Source organism: Pseudomonas fluorescens (assembly GCF_000802965.1).
Taxonomy (GTDB): Bacteria; Pseudomonadota; Gammaproteobacteria; order Pseudomonadales; family Pseudomonadaceae; genus Aquipseudomonas; species Aquipseudomonas fluorescens_A.
In genome coordinates this window covers 302,852-322,948 of the sequence record NZ_JSAK01000008.1, presented here as the reverse complement: position 1 = coordinate 322,948, position 20,097 = coordinate 302,852, and the positions used below count along the sequence as shown (strand labels likewise).

General features: G+C 61.4%; 17 protein-coding genes. 12 read left to right on the top strand and 5 right to left on the bottom strand.

Annotation, left to right across the window (positions count from 1 at the left end):
- Positions 1-10 precede the first annotated feature (10 nt).
- Positions 11-2,290, top strand: coding sequence for a phosphoenolpyruvate--protein phosphotransferase (ptsP, locus tag NL64_RS07975; RefSeq protein ID WP_034147596.1), 2,280 nt, complete (start codon positions 11-13; stop codon positions 2,288-2,290).
- A 127-nt stretch (positions 2,291-2,417) separates the two neighbouring features.
- Here ptsP and NL64_RS07970 read toward each other — a convergent pair whose 3' ends face one another.
- Positions 2,418-3,164, bottom strand: coding sequence for an NRDE family protein (locus NL64_RS07970; RefSeq protein WP_034147595.1), 747 nt, complete (start codon positions 3,162-3,164; stop codon positions 2,418-2,420).
- 133 nt (positions 3,165-3,297) lie between these two features.
- Between NL64_RS07970 and NL64_RS07965 the strand changes: the two genes are divergently transcribed.
- From NL64_RS07965 to NL64_RS07955, 3 genes are all read left to right on the top strand, one after another.
- Positions 3,298-4,080: a sulfite exporter TauE/SafE family protein gene (locus NL64_RS07965; protein ID WP_034147594.1), complete on the top strand. Its 783-nt coding sequence runs from the start codon at positions 3,298-3,300 to the stop codon at positions 4,078-4,080.
- Between the two features lie 76 nt (positions 4,081-4,156).
- On the top strand, positions 4,157-4,969 hold the full coding sequence (gene lgt, locus NL64_RS07960) for a prolipoprotein diacylglyceryl transferase (protein ID WP_034147593.1): 813 nt from the start codon (positions 4,157-4,159) through the stop codon (positions 4,967-4,969).
- A 48-nt stretch (positions 4,970-5,017) separates the two neighbouring features.
- Positions 5,018-5,989 carry a thymidylate synthase gene (locus NL64_RS07955; RefSeq protein WP_034147592.1) on the top strand — a complete coding sequence of 324 codons (972 nt, stop codon included), beginning with the start codon at positions 5,018-5,020 and terminating at the stop codon, positions 5,987-5,989.
- 137 nt (positions 5,990-6,126) lie between these two features.
- Here NL64_RS07955 and cadR read toward each other — a convergent pair whose 3' ends face one another.
- A complete protein-coding gene (gene cadR / locus NL64_RS07950) occupies positions 6,127-6,576 on the bottom strand; it encodes a Cd(II)/Pb(II)-responsive transcriptional regulator (protein ID WP_034147591.1) in 450 nt (149 codons plus the stop codon).
- Positions 6,577-6,661: 85 nt separating this feature from the next.
- Between cadR and NL64_RS07945 the strand changes: the two genes are divergently transcribed.
- From NL64_RS07945 to NL64_RS07915, 7 genes are all read left to right on the top strand, one after another.
- Positions 6,662-8,923, top strand: coding sequence for a heavy metal translocating P-type ATPase (locus NL64_RS07945; RefSeq protein WP_034147590.1), 2,262 nt, complete (start codon positions 6,662-6,664; stop codon positions 8,921-8,923).
- Positions 8,924-8,939: 16 nt separating this feature from the next.
- Positions 8,940-9,803 carry a LysR family transcriptional regulator gene (locus NL64_RS07940; RefSeq protein ID WP_034147754.1) on the top strand — a complete coding sequence of 288 codons (864 nt, stop codon included), beginning with the start codon at positions 8,940-8,942 and terminating at the stop codon, positions 9,801-9,803.
- A gap of 227 nt (positions 9,804-10,030) precedes the next feature.
- Positions 10,031-11,107, top strand: a complete 1,077-nt coding sequence (locus tag NL64_RS07935) for a putative 2-aminoethylphosphonate ABC transporter ATP-binding protein (protein ID WP_034147589.1) — start codon at positions 10,031-10,033, stop codon at positions 11,105-11,107.
- Entirely contained in the window at positions 11,107-12,831 is a 1,725-nt protein-coding gene (locus tag NL64_RS07930; protein ID WP_034147588.1) for a putative 2-aminoethylphosphonate ABC transporter permease subunit, read from the top strand. Before NL64_RS07935 ends, NL64_RS07930 begins: the two co-directional genes overlap by 1 nt.
- 38 nt (positions 12,832-12,869) lie before the next feature.
- The gene (locus NL64_RS07925) at positions 12,870-13,895 is read left to right on the top strand and encodes a putative 2-aminoethylphosphonate ABC transporter substrate-binding protein (protein WP_034147587.1); all 1,026 of its coding nucleotides are present in this window, start codon (positions 12,870-12,872) and stop codon (positions 13,893-13,895) included.
- Between the two features lie 161 nt (positions 13,896-14,056).
- Positions 14,057-14,623, top strand: coding sequence for a phosphonate degradation HD-domain oxygenase (locus NL64_RS07920; RefSeq protein ID WP_034147586.1), 567 nt, complete (start codon positions 14,057-14,059; stop codon positions 14,621-14,623).
- Positions 14,624-14,666: 43 nt separating this feature from the next.
- The gene (locus NL64_RS07915; RefSeq protein WP_253277063.1) at positions 14,667-15,134 is read left to right on the top strand and encodes a hypothetical protein; all 468 of its coding nucleotides are present in this window, start codon (positions 14,667-14,669) and stop codon (positions 15,132-15,134) included.
- Positions 15,135-15,258: 124 nt separating this feature from the next.
- Here NL64_RS07915 and NL64_RS07910 read toward each other — a convergent pair whose 3' ends face one another.
- Positions 15,259-16,623 carry a GTPase/DUF3482 domain-containing protein gene (locus NL64_RS07910; protein WP_034147584.1) on the bottom strand — a complete coding sequence of 455 codons (1,365 nt, stop codon included), beginning with the start codon at positions 16,621-16,623 and terminating at the stop codon, positions 15,259-15,261.
- Positions 16,616-17,986, bottom strand: coding sequence for a DUF2868 domain-containing protein (locus tag NL64_RS07905; protein ID WP_034147583.1), 1,371 nt, complete (start codon positions 17,984-17,986; stop codon positions 16,616-16,618). Before NL64_RS07905 ends, NL64_RS07910 begins: the two co-directional genes overlap by 8 nt.
- An 85-nt stretch (positions 17,987-18,071) precedes the next feature.
- Between NL64_RS07905 and NL64_RS07900 the strand changes: the two genes are divergently transcribed.
- Entirely contained in the window at positions 18,072-18,584 is a 513-nt protein-coding gene (locus tag NL64_RS07900; protein WP_034147582.1) for a dihydrofolate reductase, read from the top strand.
- Between the two features lie 114 nt (positions 18,585-18,698).
- Here NL64_RS07900 and NL64_RS07895 read toward each other — a convergent pair whose 3' ends face one another.
- Positions 18,699-20,081, bottom strand: a complete 1,383-nt coding sequence (locus tag NL64_RS07895) for an L-cystine transporter (RefSeq protein WP_034147581.1) — start codon at positions 20,079-20,081, stop codon at positions 18,699-18,701.
- Positions 20,082-20,097 lie beyond the last annotated feature (16 nt).

Below are 20,097 nucleotides of genomic sequence, written 5' to 3'. Positions count from 1 at the left end.
ACCCCGAGCCATGCTCAATACGCTGCGCAAGATCGTCCAGGAAGTTAACTCCGCCAAGGATCTCAAGGCGGCGTTGGGGATTATTGTGTTGCGCGTCAAAGAGGCCATGGGCAGCCAGGTCTGCTCGGTCTACCTGCTGGATCCCGAGACCAACCGTTTCGTGCTGATGGCCACCGAGGGCTTGAACAAGCGCTCGATCGGCAAGGTCAGCATGGCGCCCAATGAAGGTCTGGTCGGCCTGGTCGGCACGCGTGAAGAACCCCTGAACCTCGAAAACGCTGCGGATCACCCGCGCTACCGCTACTTCGCCGAGACCGGTGAAGAGCGCTACGCCTCGTTCCTCGGGGCGCCGATCATTCACCACCGCCGCGTCGTCGGCGTGTTGGTCATTCAGCAAAAAGAACGCCGCCAGTTCGACGAAGGTGAAGAAGCCTTCCTCGTGACCATGAGCGCGCAGCTCGCCGGCGTTATTGCCCATGCCGAAGCCACCGGTTCGATCCGTGGCCTGGGCCGTCAGGGCAAGGGCATCCAGGAAGCCAAGTTCGTCGGCGTGCCGGGCTCGCCGGGTGCGGCGGTCGGTACCGCGGTGGTCATGTTGCCACCGGCCGATCTGGACGTGGTGCCGGACAAGACCATCACCGACATCGACGCCGAGCTCGGGCTGTTCAAGACCGCCATCGAAGGCGTGCGCGCCGACATGCGCGCGTTGTCCACCAAGCTAGCCTCGCAGTTGCGCCCGGAAGAGCGCGCCTTGTTCGACGTCTACCTGATGATGCTCGACGACGCCGCGCTTGGCAGTGAAGTGACCACTGTAATCAAGACCGGTCAGTGGGCCCAGGGCGCGTTGCGTCAGGTGGTCACCGATCACGTCAACCGTTTCGAATTGATGGACGACGCCTACCTGCGTGAGCGCGCCTCGGACGTCAAAGACCTCGGTCGCCGTCTGCTCGCCTATTTGCAGGAAGAGCGCCAGCAAACCCTGGTCTACCCCGACAACACCATTCTGATCAGCGAAGAACTGACGCCGGCGATGCTCGGCGAGGTGCCGGAAGGCAAGCTGGCGGGTCTGGTTTCGGTACTCGGCTCCGGCAACTCCCACGTGGCGATCCTGGCGCGTGCCATGGGCATCCCGACGGTGATGGGCCTGGTCGACCTGCCGTATTCCAAAGTCGACGGCATTCAGATGATCGTCGATGGCTACCACGGCGAGGTCTATACCAACCCGAGCGACGTCCTGCGCAAGCAGTTCGCCGAAGTGGTCGAGGAAGAGAAACAACTGGCCCTCGGGCTCGATGCGCTGCGCGATCTGCCGTGCATCACGGTCGATGGCCATCGCATGCCACTGTGGGTCAACACCGGCCTGCTTGCGGATGTGGCGCGGGCACAGAAGCGCGGTGCCGAAGGCGTTGGCCTGTACCGCACCGAAGTGCCGTTCATGATCAACCAGCGCTTCCCGAGCGAAAAGGAACAACTGGCGATCTATCGCGAGCAACTGGCCGCGTTCCACCCGCAACCAGTGACCATGCGCACCCTGGACATCGGCGGCGACAAGTCACTGTCCTACTTCCCGATCAAGGAAGACAACCCGTTCCTCGGCTGGCGCGGCATTCGCGTCACACTCGATCACCCGGAAATCTTCCTGGTGCAGACCCGCGCCATGCTCAAGGCCAGCGAAGGCCTGAACAACCTGCGCATTCTGCTGCCGATGATCTCCGGTACTCATGAACTGGAAGAAGCGCTGCACCTGATCCACCGCGCCTGGGGTGAAGTACGCGACGAAGGCTGCGACGTGCCGATGCCGCCGATTGGCGTGATGATCGAGATTCCCGCGGCGGTATACCAAACCAAGGAACTGGCGCGCCAGGTAGATTTCCTTTCGGTGGGCTCCAACGACCTGACCCAGTACCTGCTGGCCGTGGACCGTAACAACCCACGGGTGGCCGATCTCTACGACTACCTGCACCCGGCGGTGCTGCAAGCGCTGCAGAACGTGGTGCGCGACGCCCATGCCGAAGGCAAACCGGTAAGCATCTGCGGCGAGATGGCCGGTGATCCGGCGGCGGCGGTGTTGTTGATGGCAATGGGGTTCGACAGCCTGTCGATGAACGCCACCAACTTGCCGAAAGTGAAATGGATGCTGCGCCAGATCAACCTGAGCAAGGCCAAGGAGTTGCTGGCCGAGCTGATGACCATCGACAACCCGCAAGTGATCCACAGCTCGCTGCAACTGGCGCTGAAAAACCTTGGGTTGTCGCGGATGATCAATCCGGCGGCGATCAAGCCTCTCTGAAACGCTGATGGCCCCATCGCTGGCAAGCCAGCTCCCACAAGGTCCTGCTGTGTAGCATAAATCGCATTCACACCAAAGATCCCTGTGGGAGCTGGCTTGCCAGCGATGGGGCCGGTCCAGCCACCGCCTAAACTAAAATTTCCACTTCCCCCAAATGCCCGCCATACGGCCCGAAACTCCGTTCGACCAAATGCCGCGTGCCATCTGCCTGAACAATCAACGCCGTACTCGCCCGCGTTCCATAGCTCTGGCTGGCAATGAACACACTCGACAACAACGTCTCGGTCGCCAACCCCACGCCGGTGTCCGGCAGTTCGGCGAACGGTGCGGTCTGCGGATCGTTTAGCAAGGCCAACAGCGCTTGAGGTTGTGGATCATCCAGCACTTCGCTCAACGCGGCCCGAGCTTTCAGCAGTTTCGGCCACGGCGTATCCAGCCCGGCGTTCGACAGCCCGTAAATCCCCGGTGGCAACATCACCGCTTCCGATTCCCGCGCATTGAAATGCCACAGCTCGTTGTTGTTGCCGATCAGCAAGTTAAAACCGCCATATTCGGGCGAACGGGCGACAACGTCGTCTAAATAGTCGTCAATTGGCATGTCTTTGCTGAGAAAGCCCGCGACCAATTCACCGCGAGAGCGGCGCCCCGGCGGTTGATGCGGATCACGGATGTTGGTCAGCGCGGCGAAGCGCCCGTTGGCGCCGACGCCGAGCCAGGTTCCACCAGCCTCCAGGTCGCGACCGGCGTGGACCTGCGGCGCTTCCGGCCATTGCGCCAGTGGCAGGCTGGGGCGGGCATAGAATTCATCGCGGTTGGCCGCGACGATCAGCGGCTGGGCGTGACCCGGTCGCCAAGCGAAAACAATCAGGCACATAAGGCAGTCCTTGTGTGTTTTTTTACCCACTCTACGCAGTCATCGTGCGGGTATCCATCGCCATCCAGTGGAGCGCAAGGCCATGCATCCGTTACCATGCGGCTCCGGTTTTGGGGATGGGTGGGGAAACAGCATGGAATTTCTGCTCTATCTGGCGCTCGGCGCTTGTGCCGGGGTGCTGGCTGGGCTGTTCGGCGTGGGCGGCGGGATCATCATTGTCCCGGTGCTGGTGTTCAGTTTTACCCTGCAAGGTTTCGATGCGTCGATCCTGACCCACCTGGCCGTCGGCACGTCCCTGGCGACGATCATCTTCACCTCGGTCAACGCCGTGCGCGAGCATCACCGTCGCGGCGCGGTCCGCTGGCCGATTTTCGTCTGGATGACCGTGGGCATTCTGATCGGTGCCGGTTTCGGCGCGCTGACCGCCGAAGCGATCTCCGGGCCGAATTTGCAGAAAATCATCGGTGTGTTCGCCTTGGTCATCGCCGCGCAACTGGCGCTGGACGTCAAACCCAAGGCCAGCCGAACGGTGCCGGGTAAAGTCGGTCTGACCCTGGCCGGCAGTGTGATTGGCTGGGCGTCGGCAATTTTCGGTATTGGCGGCGGTTCGCTGACCGTGCCGTTCCTGACCTGGCGCAGCGTGCCGATGCAGCAAGCCGTGGCGACCTCATCGGCCTGCGGCCTGCCGATCGCTTTGGCAAGTGCATTAAGTTTCATGATTCTGGGCTGGCACGATCCGTTGCTGCCGGCCCATAGTCTCGGTTTTATTTATTTGCCGGCGCTGCTGGGCATTGCCCTGACCAGCATGGTTTTTGCCCGTCTCGGCGCGAAGCTGGCCCACCGGTTGTCGCCGAAGTTGCTGAAAAGACTGTTTGCCGCTTTGCTGTTCTGCGTCGGCCTGAGTTTCCTGCTCTGACGCGCAACACAATCCTGGCTTAATCCTGAGGTGGCAGCGTCGCCCGGGAATTGATTTGAACTCATGAGGAGTCGCAATGCTGCCTTACCCGCAGATCGACCCGGTGGCCCTGGCCATCGGTCCGCTGAAAATCCACTGGTACGGCCTGATGTACCTGATCGGTATCGGCGGCGCCTGGCTGCTGGCGTCCCGCCGGTTGAACCGCTTCGACCCGACCTGGACCAAGGAGAAACTCTCCGACATGGTGTTCTGGATGTCGATGGGGGTGATTGTCGGCGGCCGCTTGGGTTATGTGCTGTTTTACGATCTGCACGCTTACCTGGCCAACCCGACGCTGATTTTCGAAGTGTGGAAGGGCGGCATGTCGTTTCACGGCGGTTTCATTGGCGTGATGCTGGCGGCGTTGTGGTTCGGCAAAAAGAACAACAAGTCGTTCTTCCAGCTGATGGACTTCGTTGCACCGATGGTGCCGATTGGCCTGGGCGCCGGGCGCATCGGCAACTTCATCAATGCCGAGTTGTGGGGCAAGGCGACCGACGTGCCGTGGGCGATGGTCTTCCCGCCGTTCAGCGATCCGGCGCAGTTGCCGCGTCACCCGTCGCAGCTGTATCAGTTCGCCCTGGAAGGCGTCGCGCTGTTCCTGATCCTCTGGCTGTTCTCGCGCAAGCCGCGGCCAACCATGGCGGTGTCGGGGATGTTCGCGCTGTTCTACGGCATCTTCCGTTTCATCGTCGAATTCGTCCGCGTACCGGACGCGCAACTGGGCTATCTGGCCTGGAACTGGCTGACCATGGGTCAGGTGCTGTGCGTACCGATGATCGTCGGCGGGCTGTTCCTGATCTGGCTGGCGTATCACCGCGCCCCGGCGACTCCAGCGGCTGCTGTATAAATTCGAATCCCGCAGCGACGGCTGCGGGTTCAAGGACACAGGTAACTCATGAAGCAATATCTCGAACTGGTCGCCCACGTCATCAAGAACGGCACCAAACAGGCCAACCGCACCGGCGTGAACACCATCAGCTTTCCCGGCGCGATGCTGCGGTATGACCTGCAGGAAGGTTTCCCGGCGATCACCACCCGCAAGATGGCCTTCAAATCCGCCATCGGCGAGATGTGTGGATTCCTGCGTGGCGTGAACAACGCCGCTGAATTCCGTGCCCTGGGCTGCAAGGTCTGGGACCAGAATGCCAACGAAAACGCCCAGTGGCTGGCCAACCCGTTCCGTCAGGGCGAGGACGACCTCGGCGAGATCTACGGCGTGCAATGGCGCAAATGGCCGGCGTACAAGCAGATCCCGGTCAGCAACCCGGCCGCCATCGAGCAGACCCTGAAGCAAGGCTACCGCCAGATCGCCGAAGGCGAAGAAGACGGCCAGGCCTACGTGGTGCTCTACAAAGCCATCGACCAGGTGCGCCAGTGCGTCGACACCATCATCAAGGACCCGGGCAGCCGTCGTATTCTGTTCCACGGCTGGAACGTCGCCCAACTCGATGAAATGGCCCTGCCGCCATGCCATCTGCTGTACCAGTTCCACCCGAATGTCGAGACCAAGGAGATTTCCCTGACCCTCTACATCCGTTCCAACGACCTGGGCCTGGGCACGCCGTTCAACCTCACCGAAGGCGCGGCGCTGCTGAGCCTGATCGGTCGCCTGACCGGCTATACGCCGCGTTGGTTCACCTATTTCATCGGCGACGCCCACGTCTACGAAAACCACCTGGACATGCTGAACGAACAGCTCAAGCGCGAGCCGTTCCCGATGCCGAAACTGGTGATCAGTGATCGTGTGCCGGAGTTTGCGAAGACGGGTGTATATCAGCCGGAGTGGCTGGAGTTGGTGGAGCCGAGCGATTTCTCGCTGGAAGGCTACGAGCACCACGCACCCATGACCGCGCCGATGGCGGTCTGACACACCCCCTGTAGGAGCTGCCGAAGGCTGCGATCTTTTGATCTTAGGCTTTTGATCTTGTGCAACGTTGACGCGACCGAAGATCAAGATCAAAAGATCGCAGCCTTCGGCAGCTCCTACAGTGTGATGCGGTGCTTTTAATGGCCGTGACTGCGGCCCACATGGGAGTGTTCTACTTCTGTCGCCACAACCCCGCCACTCACCTCCAACCGCTGCAAAATCCCGCATTGATCGACATCCGGCCCTTCGCCACAACGTTGGCGCAGGTCGAGCAGTTGTGCCTGCAATGCCAGCAAACCATCGATCCGCGCCCTGACGTGATGGATGTGCTCATCGATCAGCGCATTCACGCTCTCGCATTGATCCTGCGGGCTGTCGCGAAACGCCAGCAGGCTGCGGATTTCTTCGAGGGTCATGTCGAGGGTGCGGCAGTTGCGGATGAAGGTCAGGCGCTCGGCGTGGGCCTGGGTGTAGACGCGGTAATTGCCGTCGCTGCGGGCCGGCTCGGGCAGCAGGTTTTCGCGCTCGTAGTAGCGGATGGTCTCCACGGCGCAGTCGGTGAGTTTGGCCAGTTCTCCAATCTTCATGACGGCAGTCTCCAAATGGGTGCTTGACCCTATAGTGGCTACAGGGTCTTTACTTGGCAACAGGCACCTTCAAGGACGCGACCCGATGAGCGATTCCCTTCACATCCACAAACCCGAGGCTGATCACGATCACAGCCACAAACTGCAGCCTGTGCAGAAACACGCGCATGGCGGCCACGGGGATTCCTGCTGTTCCGCCAAAGCGGCGGCGCCGTCGTTGATCAAGTTGAGCGAAACGCCGACCGCCGGCGCGCAGCTGAGCAGTTTCCGCATCGAGGCCATGGACTGCCCGACCGAGCAAACATTGATCCAGAACAAGCTCGGCAAACTGGCGGGCGTGCAGCAACTGGAATTCAACCTGATCAACCGGGTACTGGGCGTGACCCACGACCTGCCGAGTACCTCGCCGATCATCGACGCCATCAAGTCCCTCGGCATGCACGCCGAGCCGCTGGAGCAGGGCATTGAAACGCCCGCCCCGGCGCCGGAGAAAAAACACTGGTGGCCACTGGCGCTGTCCGGAGTCGGCGCACTGCTGGCCGAGGTGATCCACTTCACCGGCGCCGCGCCGAATTGGGTGGTGGCGGTCATCGCACTGATCTCGATCCTCAGCGGCGGCCTCGGTACTTACAAGAAGGGCTGGATCGCCCTGAAAAATCTCAATCTGAACATCAACGCCTTGATGAGCATCGCGGTCACCGGCGCGATCCTGATCGGGCAGTGGCCGGAAGCGGCGATGGTGATGTTCCTGTTTACTGTTGCCGAATTGATCGAAGCCAAATCCCTAGACCGGGCGCGCAACGCCATCAGCGGCCTGATGCAGATGACGCCAGAGCAGGCCACGGTGTTGCAGGCCGACGGCAGCTGGATGGCGCAAGACGTTAAGACTATCGATCTCGGTGCGCGGGTGCGGGTACGGCCCGGCGAGCGCGTCGGTCTGGACGGCGAAGTCGTGTCAGGCAGTTCAACCATCGATCAGGCGCCGATCACCGGTGAAAGCCTGCCCGTGGAGAAGAGCATCGGCGACAAGGTGTTCGCGGGCACCATCAACCAGGCCGGTTCTCTGGAATTTACCGTGACGGCTGCGGCGAGCAATTCGACTCTGGCGCGGATCATTCACGCCGTCGAACAGGCCCAAGGCGCGCGGGCGCCGACCCAGCGATTCGTGGATCAGTTTTCGAAAATCTATACTCCGGCCGTGTTCATCCTCGCGCTTGCGGTGGCGGTGATTCCACCGCTGTTGATGAGCGCATTGTGGTTCGACTGGATTTATCGCGCACTGGTGTTGCTGGTGGTGGCGTGCCCATGCGCGCTGGTGATTTCCACCCCGGTGACCATCGTCAGCGGTCTCGCCGCAGCGGCGCGCAAAGGCATTCTGGTGAAGGGCGGCGTCTATCTGGAGGGCGGTTACAAGCTCGATTACCTGGCGCTGGATAAAACCGGAACCATCACCCACGGCAAACCGGTGCAGACCGATTACCTGTCACTCGACCCAACGGCTGATGAATCCGCCCCGGCGATTGCCGCAGCACTGGCCGCTCGCTCGGATCACCCGGTGTCGCTGGCCATCGCCAATGCGGCTGTGGATAAACAACACGCATCGTTGATTGTGGATAACTTCGAAGCACTGGGCGGTCGCGGGGTGCGCGGTGAAATAAACGGTCAGACCTATCACTTGGGCAACCATCGTCTGGTGGAAGAGCTGAACCTCTGCTCGCCGGAATTGGAAGAGAAGCTCTTCGCCCTGGAAAAACAGGGTAAATCCGTGGTGCTGCTGCTCGACTCTTCCGGCCCGTTGGCGCTGTTCGCGGTGGCCGACACGGTGAAAGAATCCAGCCGCGAGGCGATCCAGCAACTGCATGACCTGGGTATCAAAACCCTGATGCTGACCGGTGACAACGTCCACACCGCCCAGGCGATTGCCGCGCAAGTCGGTATCGATCAGGCGCAAGGCGATCTGCTGCCGACCGACAAGCTGCAAGCCATCGAAGCACTTTATGCACAGGGCCATCACGTCGGCATGGTCGGCGACGGCATCAACGATGCGCCGGCACTGGCACGCGCAGAAATTGGTTTCGCCATGGCCGCTGCGGGCACCGATACCGCCATCGAAACCGCCGATGTCGCCTTGATGGACGACGATCTGCGCAAGATCCCTGCGTTTATTCGTCTGTCGCGCCAGACCTCGAGCATCCTCAAACAGAACATCGCATTGGCCTTGGTGATCAAAGCGATCTTTCTTGGGGTAACCTTCGCCGGGCTCGCTACCATGTGGATGGCGGTGTTTGCCGACATGGGCGTTAGCCTGTTGGTGGTGTTCAACGGTTTGCGCCTGTTGCGTAAATAGACGATGAGGGATGGTTGTGCTGAGTGCCGAGCTGAAGGCGTTTTACATGGTGGCCCGCCTGGGCAGCATCACCCTGGCGGCGAAGAAGCTCGGCTTGAGCCAACCCACGGTGACGACGCAGACTCGCAATCTCGAAAGTCAGTACTCGGTTGAACTGTTCTACCGCGGCGGTCGTCGCCTCAGTGTCAGTGATGAAGGTGCGCGGCTGTTGCCGATGGTCAAGGCGCTGATGCAGCAGGAAGCCGACATCGAGTTTTTCCTGCGTAACAGCGGTCAGGTCCAGGGCACGTTGCGCATCGCGGCCACGGCTCCTTATTACATCCTCGACCTGGTGAAGACCTTTCGCGAGCGCCTGCCGCAGGTGGAAGTGTCGGTGGAGATCGGCAATTCCCAGCAGGTGCTCGAAGCGCTGGAGGAATACCGGGTGGATGTCGCGGCGTCCTCGCAGTTGCTGGAGGATGCGCGGCTGATCCGGCGGGTGCTCGGCAGCGATCCGCTGGTGCTGGCGGTGCATCGCAATCATCCATTGGCGGTGCACGACCATGTGCCGCTCAGCGCGTTGGCGGGGCATACCTTGTTGATGCGTGAATCGGGTTCGACCACCCGGCGCATGACCGAAGAGTTGCTGGCTGGCGCCGGAGTCAGTATCGGGCCGTTGCTGGAGATCGGCAGTCGCGAGTCGATCCGCGAGGCGGTGCTGCGCAACATCGGCATCAGCCTCATAGCCCGCCAGGAAGTGCCGCACGATCCGCAGTTGCGGGTGCTGACCATCGAGAATGCGCCTTTGCTGCCGGAGTATTTGTACTGCCTCAAGGAGCGAAAAGGCGCGCGGTTGCCGGCGGCGTTTCTGGGGTTGGCCCAGGAAATGTCTCCGGCATAGATCTTTTGTGGCGAGGGAGCTTGCTCCCGCTGGGTCGCGAAGCGGCCCCAAAAATCGGGCCTGCTGCGCAGTCCAGCGGGAGCAAGCTCCCTCGCCACAGATTAATCATTGCTTGACGTGCTCATCCAAAATCCTCGAATACCACTATCAGCCGTTTTTGCCTTACTGCCATATGACGGACTCATTACAACCCTAGGATGGCTTCATCTGCTAGATGAGGCCCGTCCATGAACAACGCGATCGCAACTGCCCTGACCAACCCCGGTGCGCCGATGAAAGTGCGCGGCGTGCAGAAACGCTTCGGCGCCTTCACTGCGCTGGACAACGTGTCCCTCGACGTGGCGGCTGGCGAACTGGTGTGCCTGCTCGGCCCTTCGGGCTGCGGTAAAACCACCTTGCTGCGCTGCATCGCCGGTCTGGAAAAGCAGGACAGCGGCGAGTTGTACCTCGGCGATCGAGACGTTTCCCATTTGGCGCCGCAGGCCCGGGACTACGGGATTCTGTTTCAGTCCTACGCGTTGTTCCCCAATCTCACCGTCGAAGCGAACATTGCCTACGGCCTCACCGGCAGTGGCCGCGATGAAGTGCGCCAGCGTGTCGGTCAGATGCTGGAACTGGTCGGCCTGAGCGGCAGTGAGAAAAAGTACCCCGGCCAGTTGTCCGGCGGTCAGCAGCAACGTGTAGCACTGGCGCGCGCCCTGGCACCGGCGCCTTCGCTATTGTTGCTCGACGAACCGATGTCGGCCCTCGATGCTCGGGTCCGCGAGCATCTGTGCACCGAATTGCGTCAACTGCAACGCAACCTCGGCGTCACCACCCTGATGGTCACGCACAATCAGGACGAGGCCATGCTGATGGCCGACCGCATCGCCGTGATGAATAACGGCAAGGTCGAGCAATACGCCACGCCGCAGGAAATCTACAACCGCCCGGCCACGCCGTTCGTGGCGGAGTTCGTCGGCCAGGGCAACTGGCTGCCGTTCCAGCGCAACAGCGAGAGTCACGCTCAGGTCGGCGGGATGAACCTGCGCCTGCCTGACGGCAGCGCCAAGAACGCTTCGGGCCGTTTGTTCTGCCGCCCCGAAGCGATCAACGTCAACCCGCCGGTGCACGAAGAAAACCTGTTCCCGGCCAAGGTTCGCGAGATCACGTTCCTCGGCAACCGCTGCCGCATGAGCTTTGAACTCGATCAACTGCCGGGCCATGCCTTGCTGGCCGAACTGGCGCCGGAAGCCATGCCGCGCCTGGGCTCGCAGCAAATCATGGTCGCCTTGCCGCCGCGCAGCCTGCAGGTGTTTGCCTGATGAGCGCGAACATCGCGCTGCCGATTCCGCACAAGCAGGTTCGGCAGGTTTCTCGCGCCGAGATCGGCGACCGGATCTTTGTGGTGGGCGGCAAAGTGCTTTTGCTGGTGTTGCTCGGCGTCGCGGTGCTGATGCCGTTGTTGGCGATTTTCTGGCGAGGTTTCAGTTCCGAGGCCGGGCAGGGCGGTGGTTGGGTCGCTGCTCGTGAGTTGGTCACCAGTGAAAACTTCCACTGGTTGCTGGGCAACAGTTTGAAGGTTTCCCTCAGCGTTGCGGCCATCGTCGTACCGCTGGCCTACCTGTTTGCCTACGCCCTGCAACGCACAATGATTCCGGGCAAGGGCATCTGGCGCGGCATCTCGTTGCTGCCACTGATGGCGCCATCGATGCTGCCGGGGATTGCACTGGTTTACCTGTTCGGCAACCAGGGCATGCTGCGCGGTTTGCTCTCGGACAATATCTACGGCTTCTGGGGCATTGTTCTGGGTGAGGTCATCTACACCTTCCCACACGCTTTGATGATTTTGCTGTCGGCATTGTCTCTAGCGGATGCGCGACTGTTCGATGCCGCTGCCAGCATGGGCGCCAGTCCGGCGAAAGCCTTCCGCAGCATCACCTGGCCAGCGACCCGTCAGGCGGTGTTCGCCGCGTTCTGTCTGGTGTTCACCCTGACCATCACCGACTTCGGTGTGCCGGTGGTGGTCGGTGGCGACTACCAAGTGCTGGCGCTGGAGGCTTACAAAGCCGTGGTCGGCCAACAGCAATTCGGTCGCGGTGCGTTGATCGGCATGGTGCTGTTGCTGCCGGCGCTGTTCAGCTTCGGTGTCGATGCGTGGTTGCGTCGGCGTCACGGCGACTCCATGAGCGGCCGGGCGCAAGTGTTCAAACCGGTGCCGTCGAAGCTGCGCGACGGTTGCTACCTGGCCATCGTCCTGTTGATCAGTGCAGCGTTGCTGCTGGTGTTCGGCATGGCAGTGTTCTCGTCGTTGGTGAAGTTCTGGCCGTACAACCTGTCATTGTCGCTTAACCACTACCAATTCAACGACACCGCAGGCGGTGGCTGGCTGGCCTACGGCAACAGCGTGAAGATGGCCTTGTGCACGGCGCTGATCGGTAGCGTGCTGATTTTCACCGGCGCCTATCTGATGGAAAAAACCAGGGGCCAACGCGGACTGAACCTGACCCTGCGCATGCTCAGTTTCGTGCCGATGGCAGTGCCGGGTCTGGTGTTGGGGCTGGGCTACGTTTTCTTCTTCAACCTCACCGGCAACCCGCTGCACGTGCTCTACGGGACCATGACCCTGCTGGTGGTCTGCACCATTGCTCATTATTTGACCACCGCGCAAATGACCGCCACCACCGCGTTGCGCCAGCTCGATGCCGAGTTCGAAGCCGCCGCGTTGTCGCTCAAGGCGCCGCTGTACCGACACTACCTACGCGTCACCGTGCCGATCTGCCTGCCGGCGCTGCTGGACATCGTGCGCTACCTGTTCGTCTCGGCCATGACCACGGTTTCGGCGGCGATCTTCCTCTACAGCCCCGACACCATTCTCGCGGCGGTGGCGGTGCTGAACATGGATGACGCCGGCAATGTCGGCGGCGCGGCGGCGATGTCGACCCTGATTTTGTTCACCTCGGCGGGCGTCTCGCTGCTGCTGGCCTGGGCTTCGCGCGGTTTGTTGCGCCGCTCACAGGCCTGGCGGCAGACCGCGCCCGGTCATTGATTTCCGTACAACCCCTCAACTCAAAACAGGAAAAGATCATGTTCAAGCCCCTGGCCCTGGCCGCTGCTGTCCTCACCGCTTTCAGCCTGAACGCCTTCGCGGCGAAAACCGAGTTGACGGTGTACACCGCCCTCGAAGCCGAACAACTGAAGACCTATAAAGAAGCCTTCGAAAAGGCCAATCCGGACGTCGAGATCAAATGGGTACGCGACTCCACCGGCATCATCACCGCCAAACTGCTGGCCGAAAAAGAACGCCCGCAAGCTGATGCCGTTTGGGGCCTGGCCGCTTCGAGCCTGGCGATCCTCGACCAGCAAGGCATGCTGCAAAGCTACGCGCCAAAAGACCTGGGCAAGATCGGCGGCAACTACCGCGACGCCGCCAACCCGCCAGCCTGGGTCGGCATGGACGTCTGGGCCGCGACCATTTGCTTCAACACCGTCGAAGCGGAGAAGCAGGGACTGAGCAAACCGGTGAGCTGGCAGGACCTGACCAAGCCTGAATACAAAGGCAAGATCGTCATGCCCAACCCGGCATCTTCGGGCACCGGTTTCCTCGACGTCAGCGCCTGGCTGCAAACCTTCGGCGAGAAACAGGGCTGGGCGTACATGGATGGCCTGCACCAGAACATCGGCCAGTACGTTCACTCCGGTTCCAAGCCTTGCAAACTGGCAGCGGCGGGCGAGTTCCCGATCGGTATTTCCTTCGAGTACCCGGCCGTTCAGCTGAAACGCCAGGGCGCGCCGCTGGACATCATCCTGCCGAAAGAAGGCTTGGGCTGGGAGATCGAAGCGACGGCTGTGATCAAAGGCACGCCACACGAAGACGCGGCGAAAAAACTGGCGGACTTCTCGGCCAGCCCTGAGGCGATGGAGTTGTACAAAGAAAACTTCGCCGTCCTCGCTCAACCCGGCATCGCCAAGCCGCAGACCGAATTGCCGGCGGACTATGAGCAACGTTTGATCAAGAACGACTTTGCCTGGGCCTCGAAGAACCGCGATGAAATCCTGACCGAATGGCGCAAGCGCTATGACGGCAAGTCCGAGAAAGTGGCGGCCAAGTAAGCTCTTTATTGGCTGACGGGCCTCATCGCGGGCAAGCCAGCTCCTACAATGGACGAGGTTAAGCGCAAAATGTGTGAACACCAGTGAACCCTGTGGGAGCTGGCTTGCCAGCGATAGCGGTCTACCCTTCACCACAAATTTCACTGATTGGGGGATTTTCGATGGGCCGCAACGATCAAGTGATCGCCGAGGTATTCGCCCTGTACGAACGCTTTGGCGCCAGCGACTACATCGGCGAGCCAGTGTCGCAAATCGAACACATGTCCCAAGCCGCGCAATACGCGATGGCCGAGGGCTTCGATGACGAAGTGGTCCTGGCGGCGTTCTTTCACGACATCGGGCATATCTGCGCCGAGAACGCCGAAAACATGGGCGGTTTCGGTGTGGTCAGCCATGAGCGTCTGGGCGCCGACTACCTGCGCAACATTGGATTCAGTGAGCGCATGGCGCGGCTGGTGGAATACCACGTCCAGGCCAAGCGTTATCTGACGCTCAGGGAGCCTGGTTATTACGAGCGCTTGAGCGAAGCCAGTCGCCGAACCCTGGAATATCAGGGAGGGGTGATGACTGAGGCTGAGGCGCAGGTGTTTGAAAAGGACCCGTTGTGTGAGGTCAGTTTGCGCATGCGGCAGTGGGATGAGCTGGCCAAGGAGATGCATGTGCCGGTGATTGATCTTGGCGTGTTGAAGCGCAAGGCCGTCGCCGTCTTGTCCCGCGAGGTCTGCTGAAGAGTCTGACGGCGGATAGAGAAAACGCGCATGGTTCGCCTTGTTGGCAGCGCTCAAGCTGAGCTTTTCCCAAGGAGGCGAATGGATGCGTTTTTTGAAGGTGATTGCACAGGATCGAAGCGGAAAAGGGGTTGCAGATACGCTGCGGTTGCAGTTTTTTCAAGATGAACTATGGCTGCGTGAAGCGACGGACGATGAAGTTCTGCGGCTGAAAACCTTCGGCACTCATTACTTCAAGTGCAGATGGTTCAACGACGGTGAAGGTGAGGAACGGCATCTGCGTATGTTTTCGCTGAACCCCACCGCCGACGGATCGCCGGACTCGGTGCGGCTGCATTTCCATGAAGGTTCGAACATTGCCTACAAGGCTGCTGTTCATGACCTCGACAACGATGGCGCTTTCGAGAATGTGCTGTGCACCGATGTGGACAACGACGGCCGTGCCAATCGCACGGATCGGACTCGGGTCAATGCGTTGGTGCGGGAATACCTGAAGTTGGATCGGCAGTGATCAATGTTCGAAACCGCGTCACGGCCATCGCGAGCAGGCTCACTCCTACAGGGGAACGCATTCCAATGTGGGAGTGAGCCTGCTCGCGATGGGGCCAGTCCAGACAATACAAACAGTCCGACCTCTACAACTGCTGCGCCAGAACCTCGATCTGCTCCTGCCGCTCCGCCTGATTCAGCTTCGGATGCGGGTTGAGCGACGACCACTGCGGATACGCCCGGGCCTTGTTCAGGGCCTCGGGCAACTTGCCTTCGCGCCAGGTCTTGTCCTGGGGCGTGGCCACCTGAATGCTGTCCATCGCCGCGTGCCCGCGAGCATTGAGCGCTTGCAACAGTTGCCGTTGCCGCAGGGCCAACAGTCGCAGCACGTTGTCATCGACGGTCAGCTCGCGCTGGCCCTTGAGCTTGCCGAGCAAGCGGCTGCCATAACTGCGGGCGGTTTGCAGGGCACCGCCGGCGATGGCACCCGCCAGTGCGGCGGCGCCGAGGGTGATGCCGCCGACCAGCAGATCGACTCCGGCTCCGGCGGCGGCCCCGGCAGCGATGCCGCCACCGACTCGCACGCCCAATTGTTTTAGGGTTTCGGGGTTGAACAGGTCATCGCCCCAGCGGCCATCAAGCAGCGGCAGATCGCTGGCGGCAGCATCCTGCGGGCGGAACGCGTAAAGCTTGAGCAGGGACTCGACGCAGCGCTGTTCCCGTTGGCGCACCGCTTTGCGCAGTTCGCTGATGGCTTGCTGTTCCTGCTCGGCTTCGCTGACCACGCTGCGTCGACAGGCTGCGCAATCGATCAATAATTCGGCAATCAGCCGCGCGGCACTTTGTTCACGCGCCAGGCGTTGGGCTTGCTGATCGGCGATCAAACGTTCCAGTTGCGGCCGCGCGGTTTCCAGCAGCAGGGCGAGGCTTTCATAGAGTCGACGCTCACCATCTTCCGGGGGCGCGACGCTGTCGAAACGCACCAGAGCATGCAAACCCAGCCGCGCCAGCGCTTCACGCCAGGCCGGTTCGCGGTGGTTGGCGCTGCTGACGAAATTCAGCACCGGCAGCAGCGGTTTGCCGCAACTGGCGAGCACTTCCAGCTCATCGCGATACTTGGCCAGCACCGGCTCCCGGGCATCGATCACATAGAGACCGGCGTCCGAAGCCAATAGCTGGCGCAAGACTTTGGCTTCCTGTTCGAAACGCTGCCGCGCTTCGCTGCCATCGAGGAAGCGGGCCAGTCGCGCCGGGCCGTCCAGTCTTTCGCCGGGCCGTTCCAGGCGTTCGAGATAATCGAGCAGGGCGATGGCGTCTTCCAGGCCCGGCGTGTCGTAGAGATCGAGCAGCGGTTCGCCGTCCACCGACAGGCGTGCGCCTTCGACGTGCCGCGTGGTGCTGGGGCGATGGGACACTTCGCCGAATCCGACATCGCGGGTCAGGGTACGCAGCAACGAGGTTTTGCCGACGTTGGTGTGGCCGACGACAGCAAGTTTCAACGGCTTAGTCATGACCCGTCTCCAGCCAATTCAACGGCGCGCAATCGGCGAACGGCAACTCAAGCTGTCGCAGCGCCGCATGCCAATCGCCGAGGCGGTCGGCGTCCAGCGCTTCACCGGGCGGCGCTTGCAGCAGCCAGACGCGGGTGGCGCTGGCGCTGCGAGCCAGTTCGGCAATCAAGGCCAGACTGCCGCGATCCGGCGAGCGCCGTGGATCGCAGGCAATCGCCAGTCGCGCGGGTGGAAAACGGCTCAACTGTTCGAGGAGTTTGTGCCGCGATTCGCGGCTGTCGAGAACGCCCGCGTTGCTCACGTTGTTCGGCAATTGCGGCGGCCACGGGCGGTCGTCGTCCAGTTCGATGGCGACCAACAGAGCACCGTCGCTTTGCTGTTCGCTGACGCCACTTTCGACCCGATGAAGTTGCTCAGGCGCCGCATCACTGATCCCCAGACGTTCGCTGGTGGGCATCAACCGTTCGCGCAGTTGCGCGTAACCGGGCAGGTTCAAGTCCAGATGCAACGCAGCTTGCCCGGATTTCCAGCGCCACAGACAAAACAGCGCCAACAGCAGGCGCGGCAAAACTCCGTAGACCAGCAACACGCCCACCAGCCACGCCGCCCAGGCCTGGCGAGCGCTTTCGATGTTTAGCGCTGAATCGCCACTGGCGCGGATCATCTCCACGGTTGGAATGCTGAAACCGAGCATGGCAGGCAACGCGCCGAGGGCTTGGGTCAGGGCGATAAAAGTATCGGCGCCGAGAATGGTGGTTTCCCAGACGAAACCGTAGCGCCGGGTCGCCATCAACGTCAGCAACATCACCAGCGCACTGAGCATCGCCAGCAGCCACAAGCCGTTGACCAGCACGCCGATGGCCCAGCGATTGAGTTTCTGACGCTGCAACAACAGCAGTAGCGCCGGCGCCAATTGCGCGGCTTTGGCGTCGCGGGCGAGTTTCTCGCTGAGCCACAGCCACAAGCGTCCCAGTGTTGCACCGTGTTCGCCGGCAAACACCAGGCCCACGGCCCAGCTGAGCAGCAGAATCAGGTTCAGCCCGAGCAGGCTGCCCAAGGCCCAGAACACGTTCACCGGTGTTTGGCCGTCGCCGAGTGCGGCAAACGCCAGGCCGGCGCCGCTGACCACGGCCAGCACCGCCATGACGATCAGCGCCAGTCGTGCGCCTTGCAGCCAGTGTTTGAGCGCATCGCTCAGGCCATCGCGGTCCGCCAGCCACAGGGCGCGGCGTTGAATGCGCGACGGCAAATCGCCGCCTGCGCTGCGGGCCAGTCGGTTGGCTTCCAGATCCTCCAGGGGACCTGCGTGTTCTTCGCGCAGGCGGATGGTTTCTGTCAGCCATAGGTTATTCAGTTCAGTCACGCGGCATCCCGTCGCTCAAATGAGCTGTGAGCATAACCGTTGCGGCGCTTATCCGCGAAAGCGAGGCTCTGGTATCCTCGCCAACATGACTAAATCACTCCCCCTCAGCCTGATCGCAGCCCTCGGTGAAAACCGTGTGATCGGCGTCGACAACAGCATGCCCTGGCACTTGCCGGGGGACTTCAAATACTTCAAGGCCACCACGCTCGGCAAGCCGATCATCATGGGGCGCAAGACCTGGGATTCCCTCGGTCGCCCGCTGCCGGGGCGCTTGAACATCGTGGTCAGCCGTCAGGCGGACCTGGTGCTCGAAGGCGCAGAGGTTTATCCGTCGCTGGAAGCCGCGGTGGTACGCGCCGAGGAATGGGCGAAGGAACAAGGCGTCGATGAGCTGATGCTGATTGGCGGCGCGCAGTTGTATGCGCAAGGGATGGCCCAGGCGGATCGTTTGTACCTGACCCGCGTGGCGTTGAGCCCGGAAGGGGATGCGTGGTTTCCGGAGTTTGATGTGGGCCAATGGAAATTGGTGTCGAACATCGAAAATCCGGCGGAAGGGGATAAGCCGGCGTACAACTTCGAAGTCTGGGAAAAGGCTTAAAAAGCATCGCTGGCAAGCCAGCTCCCACCGTGTCGAGGTGAAACACAAATTGTGTGAACACCATGATCCTTGTGGGAGCTGGCTTGCCAGCGATAGCGGTCTATCAGGCGCCGATCAAGCGTGAGCCAACGCCGAATGCTCATCCGCATCCAGCAGCTCTTTATCCGTCTGTTGCATCAGCTGACTGGTAATCGCCCCCGCGCTGATCGAACCACTCACGTTCAACGCCGTGCGCCCCATATCAATCAGCGGCTCAACCGAAATCAACAACGCCACCAGTGACACCGGCAAGCCCATCGCCGGCAACACGATCAACGCAGCAAACGTCGCGCCACCACCGACACCGGCCGAACTCAGCGTGACAATCGCCACCAGCGTCGCGATCCACAGCGGATCCAGCGGGTTGATGCCCACGGTCGGCGCAACCATCACCGCCAACATCGCCGGGTACAGACCGGCACAGCCGTTCTGGCCAATCGTCGCGCCGAACGAAGCGGCGAAACTGGCGATGGACTGCGGAATGCCCAAACGGCTGGTCTGCGCTTCGATGCTCAACGGGATCGTCGCGGCGCTTGAACGGCTGGTGAACGCAAACGTCAGCACCGGCCAGATCTTGCGGAAGAAACGCAGCGGATTGATCCCGGCCGCCGACACCAACAGGCCATGGACTACAAACATCAGCCCCAGGCCGATGTAGGAAACCACGACAAAACTGCCGAGCTTGATGATGTCCTGCAGGTTGGAACCGGCGACCACTTTGGTCATCAGCGCCAGCACGCCGTAGGGCGTCAGCTTCATCACCAGACGCACCAGGCGCATCACCAGGGCTTGCAGAGTGTCGATGGCGTTGATCACTTTCTGACCTTTTTCCGCGTCATCCTTCAGCAGTTGCAGCGCCGCGACACCGAGGAACGCAGCGAAGATCACCACGCTGATGATCGACGTCGGTTTGGCCCGCGCCAGGTCGGCGAACGGATTTTGCGGGATGAACGACAGCAGCAGCTGCGGCACATTGAGGTCGGCGACCTTGCCGGCGTAATCGGTCTGGATGGTTTGCAGGCGCGCCATTTCCTGGGTGCCGGCGACCAGGCCTTCGGCGGTCAGGCCGAACAGGTTGGTCAGGCCGATGCCGATCAGCGCCGCGATGGCGGTGGTGAACAGCAGCGTGCCGATGGTCAGGAAACTGATCTTGCCCAGCGACGAGGCGTTGTGCAGACGAGCCACGGCGCTGAGGATCGAGGCGAACACCAGCGGGATCACAATCATTTGCAGCAATTGCACGTAACCGTTGCCCACCAGATCGAACCAGCCGATCGAGGCTTTCAGCGCCGGGTTGCCGGCACCGTAGACAGTGTGCAGCGCCACACCGAACGCCACGCCCAGCACCAAAGCGAGCAGGACTTTTTTCGCCAGGCTCCAGGTGGTGTGGCGGGTTTGTGCGAGACCAAAAAGTAGAGCGAGGAATACCAGCAGATTGAGAATCAGCGGCAGATTCATAAGGACTCCGAAAGTG

Excerpts from the sequence above, each read along its gene's own strand:
- ptsP (WP_034147596.1), top strand. The coding sequence starts at position 11 with ATGCTCAATACGCTGCGCAAGATCGTCCAGGAAGTTAACTCCGCCAAG.
- NL64_RS07970 (WP_034147595.1), bottom strand. The coding sequence starts at position 3,164 with ATGTGCCTGATTGTTTTCGCTTGGCGACCGGGTCACGCCCAGCCGCTG.
- NL64_RS07965 (WP_034147594.1), top strand. The coding sequence starts at position 3,298 with ATGGAATTTCTGCTCTATCTGGCGCTCGGCGCTTGTGCCGGGGTGCTG.
- lgt (WP_034147593.1), top strand. The coding sequence starts at position 4,157 with ATGCTGCCTTACCCGCAGATCGACCCGGTGGCCCTGGCCATCGGTCCG.
- NL64_RS07955 (WP_034147592.1), top strand. The coding sequence starts at position 5,018 with ATGAAGCAATATCTCGAACTGGTCGCCCACGTCATCAAGAACGGCACC.
- cadR (WP_034147591.1), bottom strand. The coding sequence starts at position 6,576 with ATGAAGATTGGAGAACTGGCCAAACTCACCGACTGCGCCGTGGAGACC.
- NL64_RS07945 (WP_034147590.1), top strand. The coding sequence starts at position 6,662 with ATGAGCGATTCCCTTCACATCCACAAACCCGAGGCTGATCACGATCAC.
- NL64_RS07935 (WP_034147589.1), top strand. The coding sequence starts at position 10,031 with ATGAACAACGCGATCGCAACTGCCCTGACCAACCCCGGTGCGCCGATG.
- NL64_RS07930 (WP_034147588.1), top strand. The coding sequence starts at position 11,107 with ATGAGCGCGAACATCGCGCTGCCGATTCCGCACAAGCAGGTTCGGCAG.
- NL64_RS07925 (WP_034147587.1), top strand. The coding sequence starts at position 12,870 with ATGTTCAAGCCCCTGGCCCTGGCCGCTGCTGTCCTCACCGCTTTCAGC.
- NL64_RS07920 (WP_034147586.1), top strand. The coding sequence starts at position 14,057 with ATGGGCCGCAACGATCAAGTGATCGCCGAGGTATTCGCCCTGTACGAA.
- NL64_RS07910 (WP_034147584.1), bottom strand. The coding sequence starts at position 16,623 with ATGACTAAGCCGTTGAAACTTGCTGTCGTCGGCCACACCAACGTCGGC.
- NL64_RS07900 (WP_034147582.1), top strand. The coding sequence starts at position 18,072 with ATGACTAAATCACTCCCCCTCAGCCTGATCGCAGCCCTCGGTGAAAAC.
- NL64_RS07895 (WP_034147581.1), bottom strand. The coding sequence starts at position 20,081 with ATGAATCTGCCGCTGATTCTCAATCTGCTGGTATTCCTCGCTCTACTT.